Origin of the sequence: Cedecea sp. (genome assembly GCF_036500665.1) — a bacterium.
GTDB lineage: Bacteria > Pseudomonadota > Gammaproteobacteria > Enterobacterales > Enterobacteriaceae > Cedecea.
Genome location: NZ_DASYBS010000107.1, coordinates 65742 through 89211, shown reverse-complemented (window position 1 = coordinate 89211; position 23470 = coordinate 65742). Strand labels below are relative to the sequence as shown.

Here is a 23470-nt window from a genome sequence, read left to right as displayed (position 1 = left end):
GGGCCAACAAAGTGCTGACCCGGTAATGACAAAAAAATGACAAACCGGCAGCCTGAAACACCTTTGCCCCGAGATAAGAAAAAGCCAGGCACATAGCCTGGCTTTATGTCACCCGTTTTTTCAGGGCCTGGTGTACAGCCGAACGACGCTGGTCATATTGCTTTCCGCCAGGCCTTCGTCAATCGCGCGCAGAAACGCGCCGTGGGCGGTGTCAATAGTCGGTGCAAGCTGTGACGAGCCCATCTCTTGCAGCACGTAGCCCAGATCTTTTTCGATCAGCGCTACCGGAAACTGAGGGGCAAAATTCTCGCTCAGCATGCTGCTGGACAGATACCCCGCAACAGCGGGCCACACGGAGGTACCGGCCATTGCAGCAAGTACCCGATGAGCATCTGCGCTGCTTCGCTTGAGTAAACCCACAATCTCCGCCAGCCCGGCAACCTGCACCGCCATTAACGCGTTGGTCGCGAGTTTTGCAACGGTGCCTTCACCCAGCTCACCAACGTGGTGGAAGGCCGAGCCCATCACTTTTAAGACGGGTACACAGCGCTCAACCACAAGCGGATCCCCCCCAAGCAGGTAGGCCAGCTGGCCGGAATCTACCTGCATCCTGGAGCCGGACACCGGCGCCTCGAGGAAAGCGATGTCTTGTTGCTGCATGTTCGCACCGAGTGTTTTAACCCAGCCCGGCGTCAGCGTAGAACTTTCAATGGCTACTGAGTTAGCGGCCATTCCGGCTAAAGCCCCGCTGTGTTCATCCAGCCACACCCCGCGGGATGCTGCGTCATCGCGTACCATCGAAATAACAAACTCTGCATCGGCAACCGCGGACTTTGGCGTAGCCGCCGCCGCTGCGCCCTGGTTGACTAACGCTTCCGCCGCCTGTGAAGTACGGTTCCATACCGTGACGGTATGGCCTGCGGCCAGAAGGCGGGTTGCCATGCGAGAGCCCATGGCGCCCAGTCCAAGAACGGTAATTGTGCTCATGTTGATTCCTGTAAAATAGTGAAGCGTCGGTTATCCGCCGCGGCGTGATTTACGTTCACGGGTAGCCATCACCGCCAGCAGCCCGGCCAGCGCAAAAGCGGCGGCGACATAGGGAATCGGGCGAGGTCCGGTCAGGTTTATCAGCAGGCCGCCAATCAAAGAGCCCAGCCCGATGGCCGCGTTAAAGACCGACACGTTGATCGAAGTTGCGGCATCGGCTCCGCCTTCCAGCCGCGAGGCCTCTTTGAACACCAGAGTCTGCAGCAGTACCGGCAGCGCGCCGTAGGCCGCGCCCCACAGCGCAATGGTGATGAAGATGGCCGTATGGCTGACGGCGGCTGCGTTAAGACAGGCAAGGCTTGCGGTAAATAACACGGCAACAATGCCCAGGCTTGTGCGCGGTGCACGTGCGGCAAACGGCCCGACGGCGAAGTTGGTGATAACGCCCGCAGCACCATAAACCAGCAACAGCAGGCTGATTTGCCCGCCGCTCTGGCCGGCCATTTGTTCAAGGAACGGCGTAATATAGGTGTAAGCCAGGAAGTTGCCGGTGACCACCAGCGCGGTGATGCCGAAAATAGCCAGCAATGCGCCGCTTTTGAACACCGCTGAAATAGCCCCGTGTTTGGCGGATTTGGCGATCCTCACTGCAGGAACAGACCAGGCGATCAGCGTGAAAACGACCAGGCAGAGGAGGCAAAGCGCAGCAAATACCGAACGCCAGCCGTAGACATCACCCAGCATGGTGCCCGCAGGCACGCCCAGCACCGTTGCCAGAGAAACGCCGCCAAAAACAACCGACGTTGCCCGCACGGCGTTTCGTGAAGCCACCAGATGCACGGCGGTGACCACGGCGGTTGACCAAAACACGCCGATAGCCGCAGCCACCAGAATACGGCCAATGAATACCACAAAATAATCCGTTGCCAGCCAGGTAATCAGGTTCCCGGCAAAGCAGGCGGCCAGCAGGCCAGCCATCAGCGCTTTGCGGTTAATGTGCCCCAGCAGCCCGGTGAGCGGGGCGGCGGTGAGGGCCACCATAAAAGCAAAGATTGTGACCAGATAACCGGCAACGCCCAGAGAAACGTCCAGCCCGGCGGCCATGCCGGGCAGCACGCCAACCGGCATCAGCTCGGTGCTGACAAAGGTGAAACAGCCGAGGCTGAGCGCCAGCACCGCTGCGATGCTGCGTGAACGAGAAACTCGCCCGCCGTGGTGCGGCGTTTCTGCATGTGTGTTTTTACTGCTTGATTGCATAAAACCATCCTGAAAATATGAACAGGTCGAGATGACGAGCGAATTGTGGGGTCACGAGAGGTAGAATGCGATAGCATGAAAAACATAAGACTTATGACCCGGAGTCACTAATGAGAGCATTAAGTTCGCAGTTGCTGGAAGGCGTGGACGTGATGGCGGCGGTTGTCGATACCCTGAGTTTTGGCGCTGCCGCAGAGATGCTGGATATGTCGCAGTCCGGCGTGAGCAGGGCGATTGCCCGGCTTGAAACAAGGCTTGGGATCCGCGTTTTTGAGCGAACCACGCGTTCGGTCAGGCTGACCGACGAAGGGCGTGAGTTCTACGAGCAGGTCATGCCGCTGATTGCCGCCCTGGCCGACGTTACCGGCGGTGCCGCAGGGGGCAGGCAAAAAATTCGGGGCAGGCTGAGGGTTAACGTTGACCCGCTGTTTGCCAGCCAGGTTTTGGGGCCACGCCTCGGCACCTTTATGGATGAAAACCCCGATCTGGAAATTGAGCTGCGCAGCCGCGATGAGCTGGGCGATCTTATCTCGGACGGGTTTGACCTGGCGCTGCGCTTTGGTCACCCGCAGTCTTCGTCACTGATAGCAAGAAAGCTGTTCGACACGCGGGTTTTTGCTATGGCCTCGCCCGAATATTTGCGGCGTTTTGGCCAGCCGAAAACGCCTCAGGAGCTTGAGAATGAGCCGCACCGCTGCATTTTATTCCGCGAGCCGCTGACGGGGAAACCGTTCGCCTGGGAGTTTCACCAGGGGAAAAAGAAGCTGATGATCCAGCCCAGGGGAATGCTGACAGTCAACGATGCGGAAACCGCATTCAGCACCTGCCTGGCGGGGCTTGGTGTGGTGCAGATTTTTGAACTCGGCAGCGAGGAATACGTTTCTTCAGGCCGCCTGGTGCCGCTGTTCCCGGCGTGGTCAGATCACCGCTTCCCGCTCTACGCCTATTACCCGTCGCGGCACCACGTTCCGGCGAAAACTCGCGCCTTGCTGGACTTTGTCAGCGGGCTGGTACGCTAAATCCGGCAGATTAACGTTCGGCTATCCACAGCAGCGGAAAAACCGGCAGGGCGAAAATAATAAGGAAAATCGTCAGCTCTTCGCCCCAGCCATAGCCGATCTTGATAACACCGATCAACATATTGACTGCCGTAATCAGGCACCACAGTACCGTAAAGCCTCTGGCGATTATTGCCTGGGCTGGCGGGTAGTCCGGGGTAAAAAGCCGAATCAGCAGGTAACACCCGCTGACGAGTAAAAATCCGCTCAGCAGAAAGAGAAACGTGCGCATAAAACACTCCTGGAAATGGCCTGCGGCTTAGCTTTTGCCAGATGTAAGATAGGCCGCAGGCTGGGGCTTTACTGTCGGGGAGTGAGCAGGTCACCTAAGCCAATACGCTGCAAAAACGCTTTGCGGATGCGGTCGGCCACCGCGTTCACCACTTCTGCACCGTCATCGGAAGGATCAACGTGCACGCGGAACGGACGTTTGCCGTACGGTGCATTAACAATGTCAACCATCGCCGCAGCCACGTCTGCGACGTCGGCATCTTCAGGCTCGCAGGCCGCCAGGCCTTTCAGCGCTTCATCCTCCAGGCCGGCCGTTGGGCCATGTTTTGTGTAAGCTTCTTCGCGTTCGGTATCCGCAGGCTTACCGGAATGCAGGAAATGGTTGGTGCCTTTGGTAAAGGCGCCCGGCACCAGAATCGAGCTTTCAATACCCCAGCGGCTTAGCTCGGCGGCATAGCTCACGGCCACGGCGTCCATTGCGGCTTTGGCGGCAAAATAAGGAGCCAGATAGGGGGGCGTGCCTCCCCTGGTACTGCTGCTGCCGACCCAAAGCACGAGGCCCTTTCTCTGCTGGCGCAAATAAGGCAGAGCCGCCCGGTTAACCCGCTGTGTACCCAGCACGTTAACGTCAAACAGCTGGCTGAACTGCTCCGGCAGGAAGGCTTCAGCGGGGCCGTAGGACATATGTCCGGCGTTATGAACCACGACGTCGAGCCTGCCGTGTTCCGCAATAATCTGCGCGATGGCCGCATTCGCAGAATCCTGAGACTGCACGTCCAGCTCAACGGCACGGAGATCGACCTCGTGCTGCCGCGCATAATCCTTAAGGCTTTCAACCTGAGGGGCATTGCGGCCCGCGATGTCCCGCATACTGGCGTAGACGGTGTGTCCGGCATGGGCGAGGGCGCGAGCGGATAACGCCCCAAAGCCGCTGGACGCCCCGGTTATCAGAATAATTTGCTGCATGGTTTTCTCCTGCTTGCCGCTAAATTTAGGCAAAGCCGCCGTTAACGCGAATCACCTGGGAATTCACCCAGCTGCCGTCAGGACCTGCAAGCGTTGCGACGATGCTGGCGATTTCGTCAGGTTTGCCGATACGGCCAAGCGGGGCGAGGTTGGCGATGGCCTGGATTTGCTCGTCGGTTTTCCCGTTCAGGAACAGATCGGTGCCGGTTGGTCCTGGCGACACGGCGTTAACGGTAATATTGCGGCCACGCAGTTCGTTGGCGAGTACGTGAACCAGGCCTTCAACCCCGGCTTTGGAGGCAATGTAAGGGCCGTAAGCCGGGAACGATTTAGCGATAACGCTGGTCGACAGGGCAATAATGCGGCCGCCTTCGTTAAGCGACTCGGCGGCATTCGCCAGCACCATGAAAGCACCACGCAGATTGGTGCTGATAATTTTGTCGAACTCAGCGAGGCCAGCTGGCGTGATTTTCACCATCGGCATTATCCCCGCGCTGTGCACGACGACGTCGAGCCGGTTATTGACGGCTTTCGCTTCGGCAAACAGGCGAGTGACATCGCTTTCGGATGAGACATCGGCCTGGATCGCCACGGCTTCACCGCCGCTGGCTTTAATCGCCTGCACCGTTTCGTCAGCGCTGGCTTTATTACCGGCATAGTTGACGACGACGGTGAAGCCGTCGCGTGCCAGTCTTTCTGCAATTGCGCGGCCAATGCCTCGGGATGCGCCCGTCACCAGAGCGGTTTTTTTTGCTGTCGTCATGTTGTTCTCCAGAATCTATTAGAAGGTCACCCGGGGTGGGGCGTGGGAGTCATTGTTAATGTTTTTGAATTCGGGATAAACAGTGCTAATTTGATTAGATAATTCCGTTTTCATTAATAATAGGCGATGGACAAATTCGACACCCTGCAGCTGTTCACCCGCATTGTTGAGCTGGGGAGTTTCAGCCAGGCCGCTGACCAACTCGCTATTCCACGAGCCACGGCTAGTAATGCGATTAAAGAGCTGGAGAGCCAGCTTGGCTGCCGCCTGCTGGAACGGACTACCCGCCACGTGCGAGCTTCCCAGGACGGCAAAGCGTATTACCAGCGCTGCGTATATATTCTGGCCGAGCTGAATGATGCAGAGGCCGCGCTGCGCCCGGTGGTGGCTAAGCCTCGCGGTATTTTGCGTATCGATTTGCAGGGGACGCATGCATCACAGGTAGTCCTGCCGCAGCTGGATGAATTTCATCGCCGTTACCCGGATATCGAGCTGATTATCAGCAGCGGCGACAGGCTGGTTGATCTGGTTCGTGAGGGGATCGACTGCGTGGTGCGCGCCGGTAAGCTGCAGGATTCTTCGCTGGTTGCGCGCCACCTGGCGGATTTGCCGCAAATTGTGTGCGCCAGCCCGGATTATCTGGCGGCGTTTGGCGTGCCGGAGCATCCGGACGATCTCGAGCATCACCAGTGTGTAAACTTCTTCTCGACGACGGGCGGCCTGAATTATCCCTTCGAATTCATCATTGATAACGAGCGGCGGGCCTTCTCGCCCAAAGGCTGGGTGACGGTCAACGAAGCGGAGAACTATGTCATTTGCGCGCTGCGGGGCTGCGGCCTGGTACAACTGCCGCGTTATCACGTTGAGCAGACGCTGGCCGAGGGGCGGCTGGTTGAAGTGATGAGCGACTGGCAAAGCCCGGCGATTGCCGTGTCTGCGTTATATACCCAAAACCGGCAGCTTTCTCCGCGCGTACGCGTGTTTATCGACTGGCTGAAAGAGATTTACAGCGCGCGGTTTCCTGCGGCAGGTTAGCGCCTGGCTGGCCAGGCATTGAGTACAGGCTAAATAGGTTCAAACGGCAATCCCAGCGAGTGAACGAAGGCGTCTACCTGCGGGAACCAGAGTTTGACGCCCGCTTTGCTGTCGATAAAGTCATGGGCGTTTTGGCCGAAGGAACCGATATCAACCATTCGGGCGCGGTTTGCGGCACCTACGGTATTGCTGCTATAGGCGCTGAACATCTGCTGCGGCAGGGGCTGCGGCCAAAGCTCGTCGTTATCGCCGTAGAACCAAAGCGACGGGTAGCGCGCATGATGGCCGATGCTGCCGTAAGCGTTCACCAGGTTTTGCTGCCAGCCTTCGCAGGTCTTCATGCGGAGCCCGCCGGAAAAGTTAATCACGCCCAGCACGCCGGGTATCTGGCGGGTACTCAGCGCCATGGTCACCAGCCCGCCGTCAGACTGACCGGCAACCACGATGCGTGAGCGATCGACATACGGCAACTTTACCAGCGCACTGAGGGCGGCGGCTGAGTCTTTGGCCTCGTCAAACGCGTGACGCCGAATATCGCACCCGTCTTTCGGGTACTGCCCGCCTGATGCCGCGAAGCCTTCCCGCATCGGGATCGCGACCACAAACCCGCGGTGAACAAATACCGAGGCAATTTCAAGGTGACGTGAACGAGGCTGCGTGCGGGCGTTACCGGGGTTTTTGCCGTGATTCATTAACAGCAGAGGGAAGGGACCGTTACCCGGAGGCTTATAGAGCGTGGTTTCCAGCTCAATGATTTTCCCGTCAGTTTCGACCGGCAGCATCACGACCTGCTCGTTGAGCCGACTGTCCAGCCGCATTGATGAAGCAGAAGCGTTAGGCGCGGAACTGCAGCCGCTGACGGTGAAGAATAGCGCCGCAACCGGCAGCCCGGTGACCCCTTTGAGAAAAATATCGCCATGCTTTAATGTCTGAGATAAAGACGCTATCAGCCACTTTAACGCACTCATTTGTCTGCCCTGGCGAAAACGATCGCTGTTTAATTATGCCGTGTCGTCTGTGGTCGGCTGTTGTTTTGCATAGAGATAAACCGACGCTCGCGAAACGCCCAGATGCTGCGCCACGGTTTCCATCGATTTACGGATCTCCAGTAATCCTTCTTTTTTTAGCGCCTGCAACAGCTCAATTCTTTCTAAAGTTTTCAGCGCGCGCGGCGTAGTGGCAAGCCCCGCCGCAAACTGGTCGATTCGCAGCCGGATGGCCGCTGAGCCTGCGGGCTCAAAATGCTCTTCCACAGGGCCCGCGGTGGTTTCAGTAAAGCGAGTCAGTGCGCTCTGCATCCCTCTGAACAAGGTCATATCCAGATTCAGGCAAAGCGCAGCAACATAGTTACCGGATGCATCTTTAAGCCCAATCGAGGTACTTTTCACCGGACGACCATCAGCAAACTGGTTGGCATAGTTGCCGATAACGGCCGGAAAATCCGGGGAGGCAATGCGTGCCAGCCCCATTTCCGTCGCGGCCTGGCCAACGTGACGGCCGGACAGATTGTTGCGTATCGAGAGAATAGCGTGCTGCGGATGCTCCAGGTCATGCACCACAACCTCACAAAACGGCGCGAAGGTTTCGCTTATCCCCAGGGCGATGGTATCAAGCTGGTCGAGCAGGGCTCTGTTTTCTGGTTTTGACACGCTATGCTCTCCTTGTTGTTAAGGCTGCCCGGCCTGGGCGAGGAATTCACCGTAGCGGCTGATATCGACGTTGCCGCCGCTAATAATAATGCCAATTCGCTTGCCGCGAAGGCCTTCTTTAAGCCCGCGCGCGGCGGCAAAACCCAGGCAGCCGGTGGGCTCAACGACCATTTTCATTCGTTCGGCAAAAAACTGCATCGACTCAATCAGCTCGCCATCGCTGGCGGTGAAAATATCATCGACGTTCTGGCGGATCATTTCGAAGGTATAATCGCCGAGGAAGGTGGTCTGTGCACCATCGGCAATCGTTTTTGGCGTATCGATGCGCACAATCTGGCCGCGCCGGAACGACTGCTGGGCGTCGTTACCCGCTTCTGGCTCAACGCCGTAGACTTTACAGCCAGGAGAAAGGTGGCGTGCCGCCAGCGAACAGCCTGAAATCAAGCCGCCGCCGCCCAGGCAGACAAACAGCGCGTCCAGCTCGCCGACTTCGTCAAACAGCTCTTTCGCCGCCGTCCCCTGGCCCGCGATGACGTGCGGGTGATCGTAAGGCGGGATCAAGGTCAGTCCGTATTTCTCTGCCAGATCGTTACCGATCTGCTGGCGGTCTTCGGTGTAGCGGTTATAGAGAATGACTTTGCCGCCGTACTCGCGCGTGGCGGCAATTTTGGCCGCGGGAGCGTCTTCCGGCATCACGATGGTAGCCGGGATCCCCAACAGCCTTGCGGCCAGGGCAATCGCCTGGGCATGGTTGCCGGAGGAGAAAGCCACGACGCCTGCTTCTTTCTGCGCCGGTGTAAACTGAGCGAGGGCGTTCATAGCGCCACGGAACTTAAACGCCCCCATGCGCTGGTAGTTTTCACATTTGAAAAACACTTCGGCACCAAACTCTTCATTTACGGTGCGAGAGGTCATCACCGGCGTGCGGTTGGCATGGCCTTCAATGCGCTGCGCTGCGGCCACCACATCGTCATAAACGGGAAGAACGAGTTCACTCATTATGCCACCTTAAGAGGGTTGTCTTATTTAGAGAGTGCAACGGCTTCAACTTCAATAGCCGCGCCGTAATGGAGCTGTGAAACCCCTGCCACCGCGCGGGAAGGGCGATGCTCACCGATCCACTCCGCGTAGATGTTGTTGAATAACGGCCAGAAACTGATGTCCGTGATGTAGACGCGAACGGAAACAAGATGTTGCTTTGTCACGCCCACGCAGCGAAGGCAGGCGTCTATGTTTTGCAGCACCAGGCGAGCCTGATCTTCAAACGAGGCGTCGCACCTTGGGTCACCCTCTGTGGTAACGGGTAATTGCCCGGAAATAAACACTAAACCCCCCGCGGTTGTGGTATGCGAATAGTGCCCAACGGGGGCGGGAGCGTGCTCGATATTGCGCAGCGTGATATCAGGGGGCATGTTTTCTCTCAATCGCCAGCGACACTAGACCAATAATCTATATCTGGACTAAATGTTTAATCAAGAGATTTAAACAATCATTCGGCAGTATTAGGGAAGTTAAAAGCGCACTCGATAGGGTGAATGCACTTAGCGCGCAGGCACCTGATTAAAACCCACCTTACGGTGGGTTTGTCATTCTTATTTACCGGACCAGGCACGCAGCGCATTTTCACGCGCCTCGGCCTGCTGCGCCGTATTCAGCTTGAAGTAGTTTGGCGCCAGGGCACCTTCCCAGTCGCCGTACATTGGGTTAGGCAGCACGATAAACTGTGTGCCGAACTTGCTGCGGTTATCGCTGGCAAACTGCTGACGTTGCGCCTGATCTTTATGGTAAGTCGCCTTGCCAAAATCATTCAGGTTATCACCGATGTACATCACAACGTCGTAGCCTTCGGCCTTGATCGCGTCAAAGCGGGCCTGCTTGTTGGAGCTGTCGCTTTTCAGGCGCACGGTTTTGTCGTTCACGCCGGTAAAGCCCAGTGCTTTCATGTTGGCGACGGTCGCGCCAAAGTCTTTGCTGTCGCGGTTTGACACATAGAACATCGTGCCGCCGTGGCTGTTAACGTAGTTAGCAAAATCTACTGCGCCCGGGACGGCCAGCGCCTGGCGAGCCTGAGTCCACTGGGACCAGGTTTTGTCGTCAAACGCTTTGTTATTTTTCGCCTGCCATGCGCTGTAGGCGCTGTTGTCCAGCATGGTTTCATCCAGATCGACAATCACCGCGCGCTTAGTGTTACCCTGTTTGGCTGACCGATCCCAGGCCAGGCGAGCGCTGTTAAACGACTGATACGCCAGCGCACGGTATTCGCCGGACTGCTGGAACCAGTCAACCGCCATCACCGTCTGGCTTGCCAGCTTCTGGTCTGCCGTCTGCTGCTGATTAGCACACCCCGTCAGGTTCATCAGTACCAGCGCAACCGCACCACATAACAAACTTTTCTTCATCTTTTTATCCTTACCCTTGCCATTATCATTACTGAAATTGATACCCGCCTTCGCCAGCGCTGAACAATGCCGGCACTTTTACCAACAAAATCAGCAGGTATTGTTAAAAAGTGTTTTACCGAATATTAAAGCTACGTTATCAATAGCTTTTTAATGGATCGAACCGGGATACTCAATATGACAAAAATATTTCGACGCAATTTTTTTCCCCTGATGGTGATGGCGGCTTTACCGGGAATAAGCTTTGCGGCCCCTGCCAATAGCTGCGAAGAGACGAGGGCGGGCATCGATATGGGCTCCGGCACCACCAAGCTGGTGGTCGCGAAAGTGGATACTTGCAGGCAGCGTATCAACAAAGTGCTGTTCGAAGATCAGCGCCCGATCGGCTTCAACGAGGATCTGGCAAAGTCCGCCGACAACACCCTCAGCCCGGCGATACAACGGCAGGGCCAGGCGGCGCTACAGGCGCTGACGGCAGAGGCGGCTCGCTATCATCCAACTCGCTTTAACGGGGTGGCGACCGCCGTTTTCCGCAGCGCCTCTAACGCACAGCAGGTTATTGATGCGTTTAACCGCTCGGCCCAGGTTAACTTAAAAATTATCTCCCAGACACAGGAGGCTGAGCTGGGTTTCCTGTCGGCAAAAGCCTCAATGCCGGTACCGCTGGCGGACGACCAGATGGTGGTCTGGGACATCGGCGGCGGGTCGATGCAGATGACGACCTGGCTGCAAAAGCACGACAAATGGCAGCCGGAGATTTACCAGGGCAAGCTGGCCTCCGTCACGCTGAAGAACTACATCATCGATGTGGTGAAAAACAAAGATCTGCATGACGTTAGCTCACCAAATCCGATTGGCTCTCTGCGCGACGGCGTACTGCGTTTTGTTCGCTTCTATGCTACGGCCCACGTGAGCCCGGAAATGAAGCAGGTGCTGGCTACCCGGACGGTAATCGGCATCGGCGGGGTGCATGACTTCTCCGTCAGCAAGCAGCTGAATGAAAAGGTGTATACTCTTGCCGATCTGCAAAAAGTCTCCAACAGCAAGGTGTGGAAAGGGGATTCAGAGCTTCGTGGCGACTACCGTGCAACGGACGTCAGCAACCTGCTTTTGGTTCAGGGCTATATGGAAGCATTGAAAATTCCACAGGTGACCGTGGTAAAAGCTAACCTGGTGCAAGGCGTGCTAATTCAATAATCTCATCCAGACTTGTTGACTGAGAGGGGTTAGTCAAAAGTTAAAACATCTCCCGTTGCCGGGGAGAACGTTCCCGGCAACCACCACCGGCCCCATGTGCCGGTACAATGGCAACCCATCACGTAGTCTACTTTCTGCGTCCGCAGAAATTGCTTGATGCGCCAGATTTTGAGTGGTGATACACATCGGAGATGAAATCCACCTACTACGGCATGAACGCGTTCAATACCGGTTATTTGTTGGCAATGTTTGACAATGTTGACTATTCCCCGATGGCCACAACCCGTGATGATCACCAGCCCATTCGGTGACGTGTAGATTAAGACACCTTCATCAACGACGTAATCATGACCTGAAGCTTTCCCCCCTAATACGCCGTATGCCTGCGGCTCAGGAACCATAATTTCGCCTGACCAAAGCAAAGTGTCGCTGATTTGTATCGGCGAGCGCGTGAACACCGTACGGTGGCGGGAGTAATCATTATCGCGGGATAATTTTTTAATTCGCTTTGTACAGCCTGGGAGGAATAGCGCCGCATAGCGCGTGTGAACGATATCAGGGTGGCAAATTATGTGGGTCTGGTCTGGTAACCATGGAACGCCACCACAGTGATCATAGTGACCGTGGGAAAGCACGACGGTATCCAGGGTGGCCAGATTGACGTTTAGCAATTTAGCATTGTGCTGGAAACTGCTGTCGGGGCCGGTATCAAACAGCACCGTTTTATTCCCTTCTTCAATAAGCAGGCTGATACCGGGCTTAGTCAATAACGCCGGATTTTTTCCGGCGGCTCGCCGATTTTCAAGCAGGACGGTTATCTTCAACGCCATTTACCCCTCCCGAGTTATCCATTGCATACCTTTGCACAGGCCGTATTCGCTTAATCCCGCCTGCCTCCGGGTATGTTACCTTTATTGTCGCTCATCTCCGCGCTAATTTCGTCCATCTACGGTATCGGGTAGATCGCCGGCCCGCTGCTGGCCGGTGGGTTAGATGCCAGAGCGCTCAAAGGTTGCTGGCTGAGGCCAGCGCCTGCTTCATCGCCTCAAGTGCGGGTGAACGGTAGCCTTTACGCCATACCAACTGGGTGAGCGCTTCCGCGAGGAACTGCTGGTGGATATCCTGCGGTAGCACAAGAGTGGCGGCCACGCTTTCTGGCAGCACGCAGCAGTGGCGACCGGCAGCGACGCAGGCGATCATCGTATGGTAAGAACTGACGTCCTGCACCTCAACGGCGGTTTGACTGATGAATAACGCTTCCCCACGCGCCCGGTATGAACAGCCTCTCGGGAAAGCGGCGAGACGAACGTTACTGCCGTCAGCTGTGCGAGGTGTTAAAAGAACCAGGCTTTCGCTAAACACATCAACAAATTCCAGATCCTCAGGGCATTCCGTCAGCCCTTCTGAGTCTGGCAATAAACTAACAAGCGCGCAGTCCAGCGAGGCATTGCGCACGCGTTCCAGTAGCTGCCGGGTCGGCAGGGTTTTTAAGGTCAGACTGACTTCAGGCCACCGGTGGTGGAATTGCTGAAACACGGGCGTCAGTCGGCTGGCGGCGGTCGCCTCCATTGACCCCATATTCAGTAAGCCCGCGGGTTTCCCTGGATGCAGCGCCTGCCGCGCCTCTTCCGCCAGGCTAAGAATTTTTTGGGCATAGGAAAGGAAATTAACCCCCGCTGGCGAAAGCGCCATTTTCTTGTTGTCCCGCACGAACAGCGTTACACCAAGATCTTCTTCCAGCTGCTGGATGCGGGTGGTGATGTTTGACTGCACGCGGCCAAGCCTTTTCGCCGCTTTTGTTACGCTTTGCTCTTCGGCGACGATGTTGAACATGTGCAGTGTGGTGTGGTTCATATTTTTAGTTCTCAATATGAAAATGATCTTGATATTAACATCTCCAAATAAGATGTTAACCCATCAATTTTCTATTTTCTCAGGTGACGCCATGTTTCGTAGCCTTACCCAACTGCTCGCTATCGAGAGTCCTGTCATACAGGCGCCTATGGCTGGCGTCTCAACCCCTGAACTGGCGGCAGCGGTCAGCAATGCCGGAGGACTTGGTTCGCTGGGCGTAGGGGCGGGTAGCGTAGAGCAGGCCAGAACCGCAATCCTCAAAACCCGGGGGCTGACTTCGCGCTCGTTCAACGTAAACCTATTTTGCCACGACGCAGCGCTGCGGGATGAGGAGCTTGAGAAAACCTGGATCGAGAGCCTGCGTCCGGTATTTGCCGGGTTTGGCGGCTCGCCACCGGAAACGCTCACCGAGATTTACCAAAGCTTTATTGGGCATGAAGCGATGCTGGCAATGCTGCTGGAAACAACACCGGCTGCGGTCAGTTTTCATTTTGGTGTACCCGAACGCAATGTCATTCAGGCTCTGCGCGAAAGGGGGATTGTTACCCTGGCAACCGCAACCTGCCTTGACGAGGCGGCTTTGATAGCGGAACGTGGGGTTGATGTCATTGTAGCCCAGGGCTACGAGGCGGGTGGGCATCGAGGAATGTTTGATCCTCTGGCACTGGATACACAGCTCAGCACCTTTGCGCTGGTGCAACTGTTGAAAAAACACGTCTCGCTGCCGATTGTTGCCGCAGGTGGCATCATGGACGGCGCAGGCATTCACGCCATGCTGACGATTGGCGCAGATGCCGTCCAGCTGGGCACGGCATTTCTGCTTTGCCCGGAATCTGCCACCGATGAGGGCTACCGCGATCGGCTTAAATCCAGCCACATGCACCAGACGGATATGACCCACGCGATCTCCGGCAGAGCGGCCAGAAGCCTGGATAACGACTTTTGTCGCGCCGGACGTTCCGCAGGTAAAGATGCCGTGCCTGCTTATCCGGTGGCCTACGATATTGGCAAGGCGCTCGCCGCCCTCGCGAAAACCCACGGTCATCAGGGTTACAGCGCGCACTGGGCCGGGCAGGGCGTGAATCTTATCCGGGAAATGCCGGCGGCTGAATTGCTGCAAACGCTGGTGCGTGAAGCCGGGCTGTAAAAGCATTAGGCCGCCGGCGTTGAACGCCAACAACGACAGGAAGAATGGCCCCCGATCCCCGTGAGCCTTACGCTACGTTGGGGGGGCGGGAAAATCAGTAGAGTGCGCAAGCGCTGTCACGCGCCATGTTTTTCAACCGGCTTAGCGTGCTAAATCATTTAATGATGCATTAACTTACAGTTATTTGATGAATATCGTATAAGTTGACATTAACCTCTAAAAAATGAGTGGATGCCGAATTTTTTCGTTCTCGCTTAGCCGCGCACGCCATCACTTTAGCAGCGCTATCAGGGTGGCGGCCATATGGTGCCGGGCCAGGTGCCATGAAAAAACGGCAGTTACACTGCAGATAAGCCCGAAGCCGACGGCTTAAAAGCGAAGGCCAAAGCGTATGCTCAGGCGCTCACTCTTTAGCGTGAAAATAAAATCTGAGAATTTTTAGTTTTTTTAGCAATATTTCTCACGCTGAATCGTCTACCTCATCACCAGTGATTATTCATGAGCGTAATGAGGTAAACATAATGAGAGATTTTGATATGCACCGACACGACCACCGCTGCCGTGGATTCTGCGGCCACCGAATGGGTAAACCGATTTTGCTGTGCGTCGTACTGTTTGTGGCGCTCGGCTTAATCGTAATGACGCTGTGGAATGCGGTGCTGCCGGGGCTGCTCGGCGTTAAAGCCATCGGTTTTTGGCAATCGTTAGGCCTGCTGGCGCTGTGCCGGATCCTGTTCGGCGGCCTGGGTTTCCGCCCCGGTATGTTTGGCAAAGCACGCCGCCGTATGCACGAACGCTGGATGCAAATGTCACCGGAGCAGCGCGAAGAGTTTATGCAGCAGCGCCGTGAGAAATTTGGCTTTGGCCACCGCGACCGCTGCGCCTGGCACGCTCGCTGGGATGAGAGAATGGATCCGCGCCCGCAGCAGCAGACGGAAGAGAACGGCACCAAAAAACCGGACGCTGAGTGACGGCGATGAAAGCCGGAATGGCGGGCGAATCTCTGCTGATTGCAGCGCTTAACGGCTGCCGGGCACGACTGAAAGCTTTTATTCGCGGGCGAACTGCCGTGCGCGAAGATGCCGACGATATCCTGCAAGAAGTCAGCTATCAGCTTATGAAAGTGGAGCAGCCGGTGGAAAATGTCGCCGCATGGTTGTTCCGCGCCGCCCGCAACGAAATGACTGACCGGGCGAGGAAAAAGCGCGAGCTGCCTTTAGCCGGCTGGTTTGGGGGCGAAGAAGAGGAGGATTATCCGGAAGATGAGCTGGCCGAAACGTTGTTCGGTGCCCCACAAACGCCGGAGGATGAATACCTGAAACAACTGCTCTGGGAAGAACTGGAGGCGGCATTATCCGAACTCCCACCCGCACAGCGTGACGTATTCATCAAAACCGAGCTACAGGGTTACACCGTAAAAGTACTTGCCGCGGAGAGTGGCGACAGCGAACAGGCGCTGCTCTCCCGCAAACATAAAGCCGTTCTGTATCTGCGTACCCGTCTGCGCAACCTCTATGACGACCTTGCTGGCAACTAATACAGCCTCCGGATCTGCCCAGAGAAGGGCGATCCGGCTTTTTCCTCAGTAAATACTCAGATATTTTTAAGTATGGGGCATTCCTGACATCGCTTAGTATACCCCGGCGTATGCAAACACTCTGATTCCAAAAAGAAAGAGGCGAAGATCTATGAACGGTAAAGTCCCCGGAAAACTGCTGCTACTGGCGGGAATACTTTTTTCGGCCTCGGCGATGGCCTCACAGTCCCAGGTCGAGGATATCGCATCACTCATCAACCAGCGTCTGTCCTGGATGAAAGACGTCGCGGGTTATAAAGCTAAAAACCATCTTGCTATCGAGGATTTGACTCAGGAAGCCAAAGTGCTGTCCAGTTCGGTAAGTGAAGCTGAAAAATTGGGGTTAAACGGTGAGTCGGTGAAACCTTTTATCCAGGCGCAGATGGATGCCGCCAAGGCCATACAGTACCGCTATCGCGCTGACTGGTTATCCGTTGAGGAACAAGGATGGCAACCAGCTCCGCTTGAGCAGGTCAGGGGCAAAATCAGCGCGCTGAATACCAAAATCCTTAGTGAAGTAAAAGAGAGGTTAGCCGCTGCTCCGTGGGTGATAGATCGTCCCACGTTTATGGCTACGCTGGATCAGGCCAATTTAAGCGCGGCGGATAAAGCTCGACTGATTGCGTCTTTGCAGCAGATAACGCTAAAAAAATAAACGGTCATCATAACGCCCCGGAGCGCAGGGCGTTATGCGTTAATTATTCTCCCCAGCGCGTCTTAATATAATTCACCGCCTGCTGCGTCTGGGGCTGGTTAAGATAGTTCTCCCGGAACAGGATCGTGCCGTTAATCTGCGGCATGGATTCATTCAAATCGAGCTGTTTTTTCAGCTCCGGTACGCCACCGTTCACCGTCCAGTCAGGTTCGTTTTTTGAGGGTTCCCCGACTTTATACAGCGCAATGCCAATATAGAGGCGCGTATGGGTCGGCTTCACGACGTCCGCCCACCATTTAGCCAGCACATCGTAGCGGGCGGCGCTGCGTGAGAAGGGCCAGTAGATCTGCGGGGCGATATAGTCCAGCAGCCCTTTCTGAACCCAAAGGCGCGTATCCGCAAAGGACTCATCATAAGCTGCCGCACCGCGCGTATCGGACCCGGCCGGATCGTGGGAGATGTTGCGCCATACGCCAGCCGGGCTGACGCCGAACTCAACGCCGGGTTTTAGCTGCTTGATGGTCCGGGAAACCTGTTCAATCAGCAGTTGGGTATTGTGACGCCGCCAGTCCGCTTTCGACGAATAACCCTGGCCGTAAATGTTGTAAGTTTGAGCATCGTTGAGCGTGGAACCCGGTGATTCGGTATAGAAGTAATCATCAAACTGAACGCCGTCGACGGCATACTGCGAAACAACTTCGGCGACGATGCTGGTTATCCAGTCACGTACCTCCGGGATCCCCGGATCAAGCACAAAGCGGTCGCCTGAGGTTCTTATCCAGTCCCGGTGTAGTACAAAGACGCTGGCAGGTTGCAGGGAAAGCGTGCGGTTCAGCACTGCGACGGTGCCTGGCGTCGTGTTAGTGGAAACGCGATAGGGGTTAAACCAGGCGTGAACTTTCATGCCACGTTTGTGCGCTTCCTCCAGCATAAACTGCAGCGGGTCATAGCCAGGATCCTCACCAATGTTGCCGGTTAGCATATCTGACCACGGCAAAATCTTTGAAGGCCACAGGGCGGTACCGTCGGGTTTGACCTGGAAGAAAACAGTATTTATCCCAAGGGATTTCAGTTTATCCAGCTTGTCTTTTAAAGCCTGCTGCTGTTGGTGAATGCGCACAGATGCGCTGCTGCCGTTAACGGAAGAGACGGGCGGCCAGTCCAGGCGAGAGACCGTTGCCAGCCAGACACCACGCATGGGCTGAATGTTCTGCGAAGGCTGCGAGGTATTCGTCTTACCCGGAGGAAAGGGCGTCACGAGGGAAACCGGTGGTTTGGAGGCACAGTTGGCAAGAAACAGCGCGGCGGTAAGCACGGCAACCGGCCTTTTGACCTTCATAACAGAGAGAACGCGGCGTGAAGAGGCGATGATGTGCTCCAGATTTTTACCGGCCATGGGACACAAGCATTTTCTTACTATTCACCGTTAAGTCAATCTCTAACGCCGTTTGTAAAACCGGTCCCGACCGCGTCGTAAAACCTAAAAAATCTTACTTATCATCACAATAAATAAACCACACTTCGTGTTTTATCCTATTACGATTGTGCATCATGCCTTTACTGACAGCCCGATAACCCGGTTGCTACTATTCCTTCACTGACTGCTCATTTTTTATCGGCGCGCCAGCACGCCGTTATTTTTGCTATAGAGAAGCAAGGTGACTCCGCAATGAAGCCTAAAACGCTGTACGATAAAATTATTGATACCCACGTCATCCGCCCTCTGGACGATCAGGGTAATGTCCTGCTGTATATCGACCGCTCCATTCTTAACGAATACACCAGTCCGCAGGCTTTTAGCGGGCTGCGTGACGCAAACCGCCAGGTCTGGCAGCCGAAAAGCATCTTACTTAACGTCGACCATGTTAATCCGACCCGGCCTGAGCGTACGCCAGAGATGACCGATCCGGGAGGTGAACTTCAGGTTCGCTACTTTGAGTCCAACAGCCGCGACTTTGGCCTGGAACTGTTTGACGTGATGGATCCCCGGCAGGGTATCGAACACGTTGTTGCTCATGAGCAAGGGATCGTTCTGCCTGGGATGGTGATTGCCGCAGGCGACAGTCACACCACAACCTACGGAGCCTTCGGCGCGTTTGGCTTCGGCATCGGCACCTCAGAAATTGAACATATGCTGGCGACGCAGACGCTGGCCTACAAAAAGCTGAAAACGCTGCGCGTGACGGTGAACGGTGCGCTGCCGTTTGCCGCGACGGCGAAAGATATTGTCATGCTGCTTATCGCCGAAATCGGCGCTGACGGCGCGACCGGTTATGCCATTGAGTTTTGTGGCAGCGCCATTGATGCGCTGAGCGTTGAAGGGCGAATGACCATTTGCAATATGGCGGTTGAGGCCGGTGCGCGAGGTGCCTTTATGGCCCCGGACGAAAAGGTTTATGCCTACATCAAACCCGCGCCACGCGTGCCTAAAGGTGAACTGTGGGAGCAGGCGCTTAAATACTGGCGCACGCTCTACAGCGATGACAATGCAGTATTTGATAAAGAAGTGGTGCTCGACTGCGCGAACTTAGCGCCTCGCGTCACCTGGGGAACCAGCCCCGACCAGGGCGGCAGCATTACTGACCGGGTACCCGATCCTGCGGCCGAGCCCAATGCGGCAAAACGCCGCGATATTGAAAACGCACTGGCCTACATGGGGTTAGCGCCGGGTACGCCGCTAAGTCAAATTCCGATTACTCACGCGTTTATCGGTTCCTGTACGAACGGAAGAATTGAAGATCTGCGCGCGGTTGCGCAGGTACTGCGCGGCAGGCAAGTTGCGCCGGGTGTAAGAGGGATCATCGTCCCTGGCTCAACGCAGGTGCGTGCCCGTGCTGAGCAGGAAGGATTAGCCAAAATCTTTATCGATGCCGGTTTTGAGTGGCGGCAGTCGGGTTGCTCAATGTGCCTGGCCATGAACGAAGACGTCCTGCAGCCTGGCGATCGCTGCGCCTCAAGCACGAACCGCAACTTTGCCGGCCGCCAGGGTGCCGGGGCCAGAACCCACTTAATGAGTCCGGCGATGGTCGCGGCCGCAGCGGTTGCGGGCCACCTGACCGATGTTCGTCCGTTTTTACAGCAGGGGAAAGCATAAATGGAACCCTTTAACCGTGTCACCGGCGTGGCTGCGCCGATGATGGCAGCCAACATAGATACCGATGTGATCATGCCGAAGCAGTTTTTGAAGGGCATTGACCGCAATAATCTGGATAAAGGCGTTTTCTTTGATCGGCGTTTCCAGACTGATGGCTCGCCGAACCCGGATTTTATCCTTAACAAGCCCGCATGGCAGGGCGCTCAATTTCTTATCGTCGGGCCAAATTTTGGCTGCGGATCCAGTCGTGAGCATGCGGTCTGGGGATTACGTCAGCTTGGTATTCGGGCGCTGATTGGCACCAGTTTTGCCGGTATTTTTAACGACAACTGCCAGCGCAACGGCGTGCTAACGTTGACGCTGGCGGCAGCCGATATTGAGCAACTGGCGCAGGCTGCAGATAACCCGGAGACCAACAGCATTACCGTCGATCTCGCCCAGCAGCAGATAGAGGTGGCCGTTAATAGCATTAATTTTACGATCGATGCGCTGAAAAAACATATGCTGCTGGAAGGCCATGATGCCATTAGCTACACGTTGCAATATCAGCAGGATATTCGGACGTTTGAACTGCGCCATTTCGCCTCGTATCCGTGGCTACTGACCCAGGGTTAACATTCAATGATGAAAGATAACGCTGATTTTATTCGCGGTATGGGCGAGTCTCCCTTTATTCCGGGCTTCCGGCTTATGGACGTGACGCTGGAAAACGGTATCTCGATACGCGCCGCCGTTGGCGGTAAGGGAGAGCCGCTGGTTTTACTCCATGGCCACCCGCAGAACCACGTAACCTGGCGTAAAATTGCCCCCACGCTGGCGCAGCATTTCACCGTTGTCATGCCTGACATCCGCGGCTACGGTGACAGCGGTAAACCCGCCAGCGATGATGCTCACCGCAGCTATTCGAAGCGTGAAATGGCAAAAGACATTATTTTGTTGATGGCCCGGCTGGGGTTTCGCGACGGCTTTGCTTTTATGGGCCACGATCGCGGCGCGCGCGTGGGGCATCGCCTGGCGCTGGATTATCCCCGTCAGGTTAAGCGCAGCATCTTTATCGATATTGCGCCAACGGCCACCATGTATGCGTTGACCGATAAGACATTTGCCACTCGCTATTTCTGGTGGTTTTTCCTGATCCAGCCATCGCCGATGCCGGAAAAAATGATAGCGGCCGACCCGGCCTTCTTCCTGCGTAAACATATCGATGGCCAGCTTAAAACGCCTGGGGCTACCGAGCCGGAAGTGTTTACCGAGTACCTGCGTTGCTACCAGAATGCGGAGACGCTTCGGGCGGTCTGTGAAGATTATCGTGCTTCAGCAACCATCGACCTCGAGGACGACGAAGCCGATAAGCACCAGCGCATTGCCAGCCCTCTGCTGGTACTGTGGGGAGAGAAAGGCACCGTAGGCCAGCTTTATGATGTAACATCAACGTGGCAGGAAAAGGCGCTGGATGTACGCGGTAGCGCAATGCCTTGTGGACACAGCCCACAAGAGGAGTGTCCCGATGTGTTGCTCAGCGCTATCATGCCTTTCTTAACCTAACCCGACCGATGGCATAACTATGAGCCCCCATGACAATCCGCGTGCACCATTGCCGCTTATTGAAGATCTGAACGTCTTTGTCACCGTGGTTCGCAAAGAAAGCTTTGCCAACGCGGCGGCAGAACTGGGGCTCTCACCGTCTTACGTCAGTAAACGCATTGCGCTGCTGGAAAAAAGCCTTGGCATGCGGCTTTTTCACCGCAGTGCACGCGCCATTCATTTAACGGCAGACGGCCATAAGGCGATGACGGGGGCGCTGTCGGTTCTGGAGAGCATGGGCGATTTTGTTTCAGGGCTTGCCGCCTGGCGTGACGCCATCGAAGGCCATATCCATATGAGCTGCTCGTTTGGTTTTGGCTCAACGTATATGCCCGATGCGCTATCAGCCCTTGCTGAGCATTATCCCGCGTTAAACATTAAGCTGACGCTCACCGACAGGGTTGTCGACCTGATAGAAGAGGGCGTCGACATTGAAATACGCGTCGGAGACGATATTAAAGATCTTTATATTACCCGTCAGCTTTCTTCTAACCGCCGCGTACTCTGCGCGGCGCCCGACTACTTGGCACAGCACGGCACCCCGCTGCAGATTGTCGATCTCAGGCACCATAAATGTCTTGTTATTCAGGAGCGCAGCTCGCAGTTTGGCGTGTGGCCGTTAACCAATGGCACAGAAACACAGCAGACCCACGTCAGCAGCCAGCTCTCCTCTAATAACGGCAGCGTAGTATTAAACTGGGCGCGGAAAGGGCACGGTATTATTCTGCGCTCGCAGTGGGAAGTGCAGCTCTATATTGCCCGCGGCGAACTGGTGCAGATTTTGCCGGAGTGGTACCAGGCTGCCAATATCTGGGCGGTCTATTCCAACCGCACCAGTGGCTCGGCGAAGCTAAAGGCCTGTATTGATTTTCTGGTGGACTATTTTCAGCGGTTTCCGCCGGTGGAAACGTTACGCATAGCTAAATAATTTCAACGCCAGAATACTCCGCGCAGGCGGCTAAAAAACGCTGCTGGAGAACGGGGTCGGCTGCTGCTTTCGCCGCATTTCCCGGCTTTTGGTGGTAAAAATAGCCGCCGGTTGGCGCGGACGAGAGTGTGGGATCGGCTGCAAGCCAGACCTGGGTGCGAGGGCCAAGATACAGAGAGTCAGACGCGCCTGCGCCTCCCATTTTTGTTGCCACCCAGCCGGGATCCACACAGTTAGACATCACTTCAGGCCACATCCTGGCGATAGCAAAAGTCAGCAACGTAATCTGTAGTTTTGAATCCGAATACGCCTGTCCACCATTCCAGCGTCGCTTTTCCCACGTGAGATCCTCAAGCGTTACATCACCGCTTTGATGCAGCGATGAGCTCAGATAAACCAGGCGCTCAGGACGACGAATAAGCGCGGTCAAAATATACGGGGCCAGTGTGTTAACGGCAAATACCTGGGGCAAACCGTCAACGGTCAGTTGGCGTTCTCTTTCCTGGTACCCCACGGCGGCATTATGAATAACAGCGTCAAAGTGGCCAGAGGCGTTAACGTCTTCGGCCAGGGCTTTTGTTTCCGCAATGCTTGAAAGATCGGCCGCGAATACCGCCTCGGCCCCCGGCACCTGCGCAATGGCATGGGCGGCACGCATCTTGTTTCGTGCATGCAGCACAATCTGATGCCCGTCGGCTACCAAAAGCTTAGCGGCCATTTGCCCCAGACCATCGGAAGAACCGGTAATAAAAATACGTGCCATTTAACAACCTCCACGAAAACGAGGGAACAAGATCTGATGGTATGTTTTCCCAAACCGCTTACCTATAACCCGGCAGTCATAACGCTAATGACTTCTGTGTATCAATCGCGAAAAGCCGCACGGTAGCTGAACATTTAAAGGAGAAAAAGCCCGAAAGCGGTTTTGTAAAAATAAAACAGATTTACTCCAGCGTGTGTCCGATTATGCTTTATCAAAAAACACGTAGTACTTATTTACGGCAGGAACGATATCCTCCTGCCGTCTTTTTTATCGCCATACTGGGAACCCATTTAACTACTCCTGAGAGGGGCAAATGAAAATAGCGAC

25 protein-coding genes are annotated in these 23470 nt (G+C 55.5%); 11 read left to right on the top strand and 14 right to left on the bottom strand.

The features are described 5' to 3' along the window. Positions 1–120 precede the first annotated feature (120 nt). Entirely contained in the window at positions 121–993 is an 873-nt protein-coding gene (locus tag VGM55_RS18540; RefSeq protein WP_331636308.1) for an NAD(P)-dependent oxidoreductase, read from the bottom strand. Between the two features lie 24 nt (positions 994–1017). Then, entirely contained in the window at positions 1018–2244 is a 1227-nt protein-coding gene (locus VGM55_RS18535; RefSeq protein ID WP_331636268.1) for an MFS transporter, read from the bottom strand. A gap of 110 nt (positions 2245–2354) precedes the next feature. Between VGM55_RS18535 and VGM55_RS18530 the strand changes: the two genes are divergently transcribed. Continuing rightward, positions 2355–3263: a LysR family transcriptional regulator gene (locus VGM55_RS18530; RefSeq protein ID WP_154185490.1), complete on the top strand. Its 909-nt coding sequence runs from the start codon at positions 2355–2357 to the stop codon at positions 3261–3263. Positions 3264–3273: 10 nt separating this feature from the next. On the opposite strand, the gene VGM55_RS18525 is transcribed toward VGM55_RS18530, so the two are convergent. The 3 genes from VGM55_RS18525 to VGM55_RS18515 form a co-directional block, all read right to left on the bottom strand. Further along, positions 3274–3534 carry a hypothetical protein gene (locus VGM55_RS18525; RefSeq protein WP_154185492.1) on the bottom strand — a complete coding sequence of 87 codons (261 nt, stop codon included), beginning with the start codon at positions 3532–3534 and terminating at the stop codon, positions 3274–3276. 68 nt (positions 3535–3602) lie between these two features. Further along, positions 3603–4499 (bottom strand): SDR family NAD(P)-dependent oxidoreductase, encoded by an 897-nt coding sequence (locus tag VGM55_RS18520; RefSeq protein ID WP_331636266.1) that lies wholly within the window; start codon positions 4497–4499, stop codon positions 3603–3605. A gap of 25 nt (positions 4500–4524) precedes the next feature. Then, entirely contained in the window at positions 4525–5262 is a 738-nt protein-coding gene (locus VGM55_RS18515; RefSeq protein ID WP_331636265.1) for an SDR family oxidoreductase, read from the bottom strand. A gap of 126 nt (positions 5263–5388) precedes the next feature. Here VGM55_RS18515 and VGM55_RS18510 point away from each other — a divergent pair, with 126 nt between their 5' ends. Further along, positions 5389–6297, top strand: a complete 909-nt coding sequence (locus VGM55_RS18510; protein WP_154185498.1) for a LysR family transcriptional regulator — start codon at positions 5389–5391, stop codon at positions 6295–6297. Between the two features lie 29 nt (positions 6298–6326). Here VGM55_RS18510 and VGM55_RS18505 read toward each other — a convergent pair whose 3' ends face one another. The 5 genes from VGM55_RS18505 to VGM55_RS18485 form a co-directional block, all read right to left on the bottom strand. After that, positions 6327–7265 carry a dienelactone hydrolase family protein gene (locus VGM55_RS18505; RefSeq protein ID WP_154185500.1) on the bottom strand — a complete coding sequence of 313 codons (939 nt, stop codon included), beginning with the start codon at positions 7263–7265 and terminating at the stop codon, positions 6327–6329. A gap of 33 nt (positions 7266–7298) precedes the next feature. Further along, entirely contained in the window at positions 7299–7946 is a 648-nt protein-coding gene (locus tag VGM55_RS18500; protein WP_331636264.1) for a helix-turn-helix transcriptional regulator, read from the bottom strand. 18 nt (positions 7947–7964) lie between these two features. Beyond that, positions 7965–8945, bottom strand: coding sequence for a threo-3-hydroxy-L-aspartate ammonia-lyase (locus VGM55_RS18495; RefSeq protein WP_154185502.1), 981 nt, complete (start codon positions 8943–8945; stop codon positions 7965–7967). Positions 8946–8968: 23 nt separating this feature from the next. After that, on the bottom strand, positions 8969–9358 hold the full coding sequence (locus tag VGM55_RS18490; RefSeq protein ID WP_331636263.1) for a RidA family protein: 390 nt from the start codon (positions 9356–9358) through the stop codon (positions 8969–8971). A 180-nt stretch (positions 9359–9538) separates the two neighbouring features. Beyond that, complete coding sequence (locus tag VGM55_RS18485) at positions 9539–10345, bottom strand: 5'-nucleotidase, lipoprotein e(P4) family (RefSeq protein ID WP_331636262.1); 807 nt, start codon at positions 10343–10345, stop codon at positions 9539–9541. A gap of 213 nt (positions 10346–10558) precedes the next feature. On the opposite strand from VGM55_RS18485, the gene VGM55_RS18480 reads away from it, so the two are divergent. Next, positions 10559–11542, top strand: a complete 984-nt coding sequence (locus VGM55_RS18480) for a Ppx/GppA phosphatase family protein (protein WP_154186259.1) — start codon at positions 10559–10561, stop codon at positions 11540–11542. A 29-nt stretch (positions 11543–11571) separates the two neighbouring features. Here the strand turns inward: VGM55_RS18480 and VGM55_RS18475 are convergent, their stop codons facing one another. After that, positions 11572–12372, bottom strand: a complete 801-nt coding sequence (locus tag VGM55_RS18475) for an MBL fold metallo-hydrolase (protein WP_154185508.1) — start codon at positions 12370–12372, stop codon at positions 11572–11574. Positions 12373–12547: 175 nt separating this feature from the next. Beyond that, positions 12548–13396: a LysR family transcriptional regulator gene (locus VGM55_RS18470; RefSeq protein ID WP_331636261.1), complete on the bottom strand. Its 849-nt coding sequence runs from the start codon at positions 13394–13396 to the stop codon at positions 12548–12550. Positions 13397–13487: 91 nt separating this feature from the next. Between VGM55_RS18470 and VGM55_RS18465 the strand changes: the two genes are divergently transcribed. The 4 genes from VGM55_RS18465 to VGM55_RS18450 all read left to right on the top strand — a co-directional run bounded on the left by VGM55_RS18465 (position 13488) and on the right by VGM55_RS18450 (position 16774). Continuing rightward, the gene (locus VGM55_RS18465) at positions 13488–14543 is read left to right on the top strand and encodes an NAD(P)H-dependent flavin oxidoreductase (RefSeq protein WP_154185512.1); all 1056 of its coding nucleotides are present in this window, start codon (positions 13488–13490) and stop codon (positions 14541–14543) included. Positions 14544–15064: 521 nt separating this feature from the next. After that, positions 15065–15514, top strand: a complete 450-nt coding sequence (locus tag VGM55_RS18460) for a hypothetical protein (protein WP_154185516.1) — start codon at positions 15065–15067, stop codon at positions 15512–15514. A 5-nt stretch (positions 15515–15519) separates the two neighbouring features. Further along, complete coding sequence (locus VGM55_RS18455) at positions 15520–16080, top strand: sigma-70 family RNA polymerase sigma factor (RefSeq protein WP_331636307.1); 561 nt, start codon at positions 15520–15522, stop codon at positions 16078–16080. A 151-nt stretch (positions 16081–16231) separates the two neighbouring features. Further along, the gene (locus tag VGM55_RS18450; protein WP_331636260.1) at positions 16232–16774 is read left to right on the top strand and encodes a chorismate mutase; all 543 of its coding nucleotides are present in this window, start codon (positions 16232–16234) and stop codon (positions 16772–16774) included. Positions 16775–16817: 43 nt separating this feature from the next. Here VGM55_RS18450 and VGM55_RS18445 read toward each other — a convergent pair whose 3' ends face one another. Beyond that, positions 16818–18113, bottom strand: coding sequence for a glycoside hydrolase family 10 protein (locus VGM55_RS18445; RefSeq protein WP_331636306.1), 1296 nt, complete (start codon positions 18111–18113; stop codon positions 16818–16820). A gap of 330 nt (positions 18114–18443) precedes the next feature. Here VGM55_RS18445 and leuC point away from each other — a divergent pair, with 330 nt between their 5' ends. The 4 genes from leuC to VGM55_RS18425 are packed head-to-tail and all read left to right on the top strand — an operon-like array spanning position 18444 to position 22380. Then, on the top strand, positions 18444–19868 hold the full coding sequence (gene leuC / locus VGM55_RS18440) for a 3-isopropylmalate dehydratase large subunit (RefSeq protein WP_154185520.1): 1425 nt from the start codon (positions 18444–18446) through the stop codon (positions 19866–19868). Beyond that, positions 19869–20483, top strand: coding sequence for a 3-isopropylmalate dehydratase small subunit (gene leuD / locus VGM55_RS18435; protein ID WP_154185522.1), 615 nt, complete (start codon positions 19869–19871; stop codon positions 20481–20483). 6 nt (positions 20484–20489) lie between these two features. Then, positions 20490–21413: an alpha/beta fold hydrolase gene (locus tag VGM55_RS18430; protein WP_154185524.1), complete on the top strand. Its 924-nt coding sequence runs from the start codon at positions 20490–20492 to the stop codon at positions 21411–21413. Positions 21414–21432: 19 nt separating this feature from the next. Continuing rightward, positions 21433–22380: a LysR substrate-binding domain-containing protein gene (locus VGM55_RS18425; protein ID WP_331636258.1), complete on the top strand. Its 948-nt coding sequence runs from the start codon at positions 21433–21435 to the stop codon at positions 22378–22380. Here the strand turns inward: VGM55_RS18425 and VGM55_RS18420 are convergent. Then, the gene (locus tag VGM55_RS18420) at positions 22373–23143 is read right to left on the bottom strand and encodes an SDR family NAD(P)-dependent oxidoreductase (protein ID WP_154185528.1); all 771 of its coding nucleotides are present in this window, start codon (positions 23141–23143) and stop codon (positions 22373–22375) included. The genes VGM55_RS18425 and VGM55_RS18420 overlap by 8 nt on opposite strands. Positions 23144–23470: the final 327 nt, after the last annotated feature.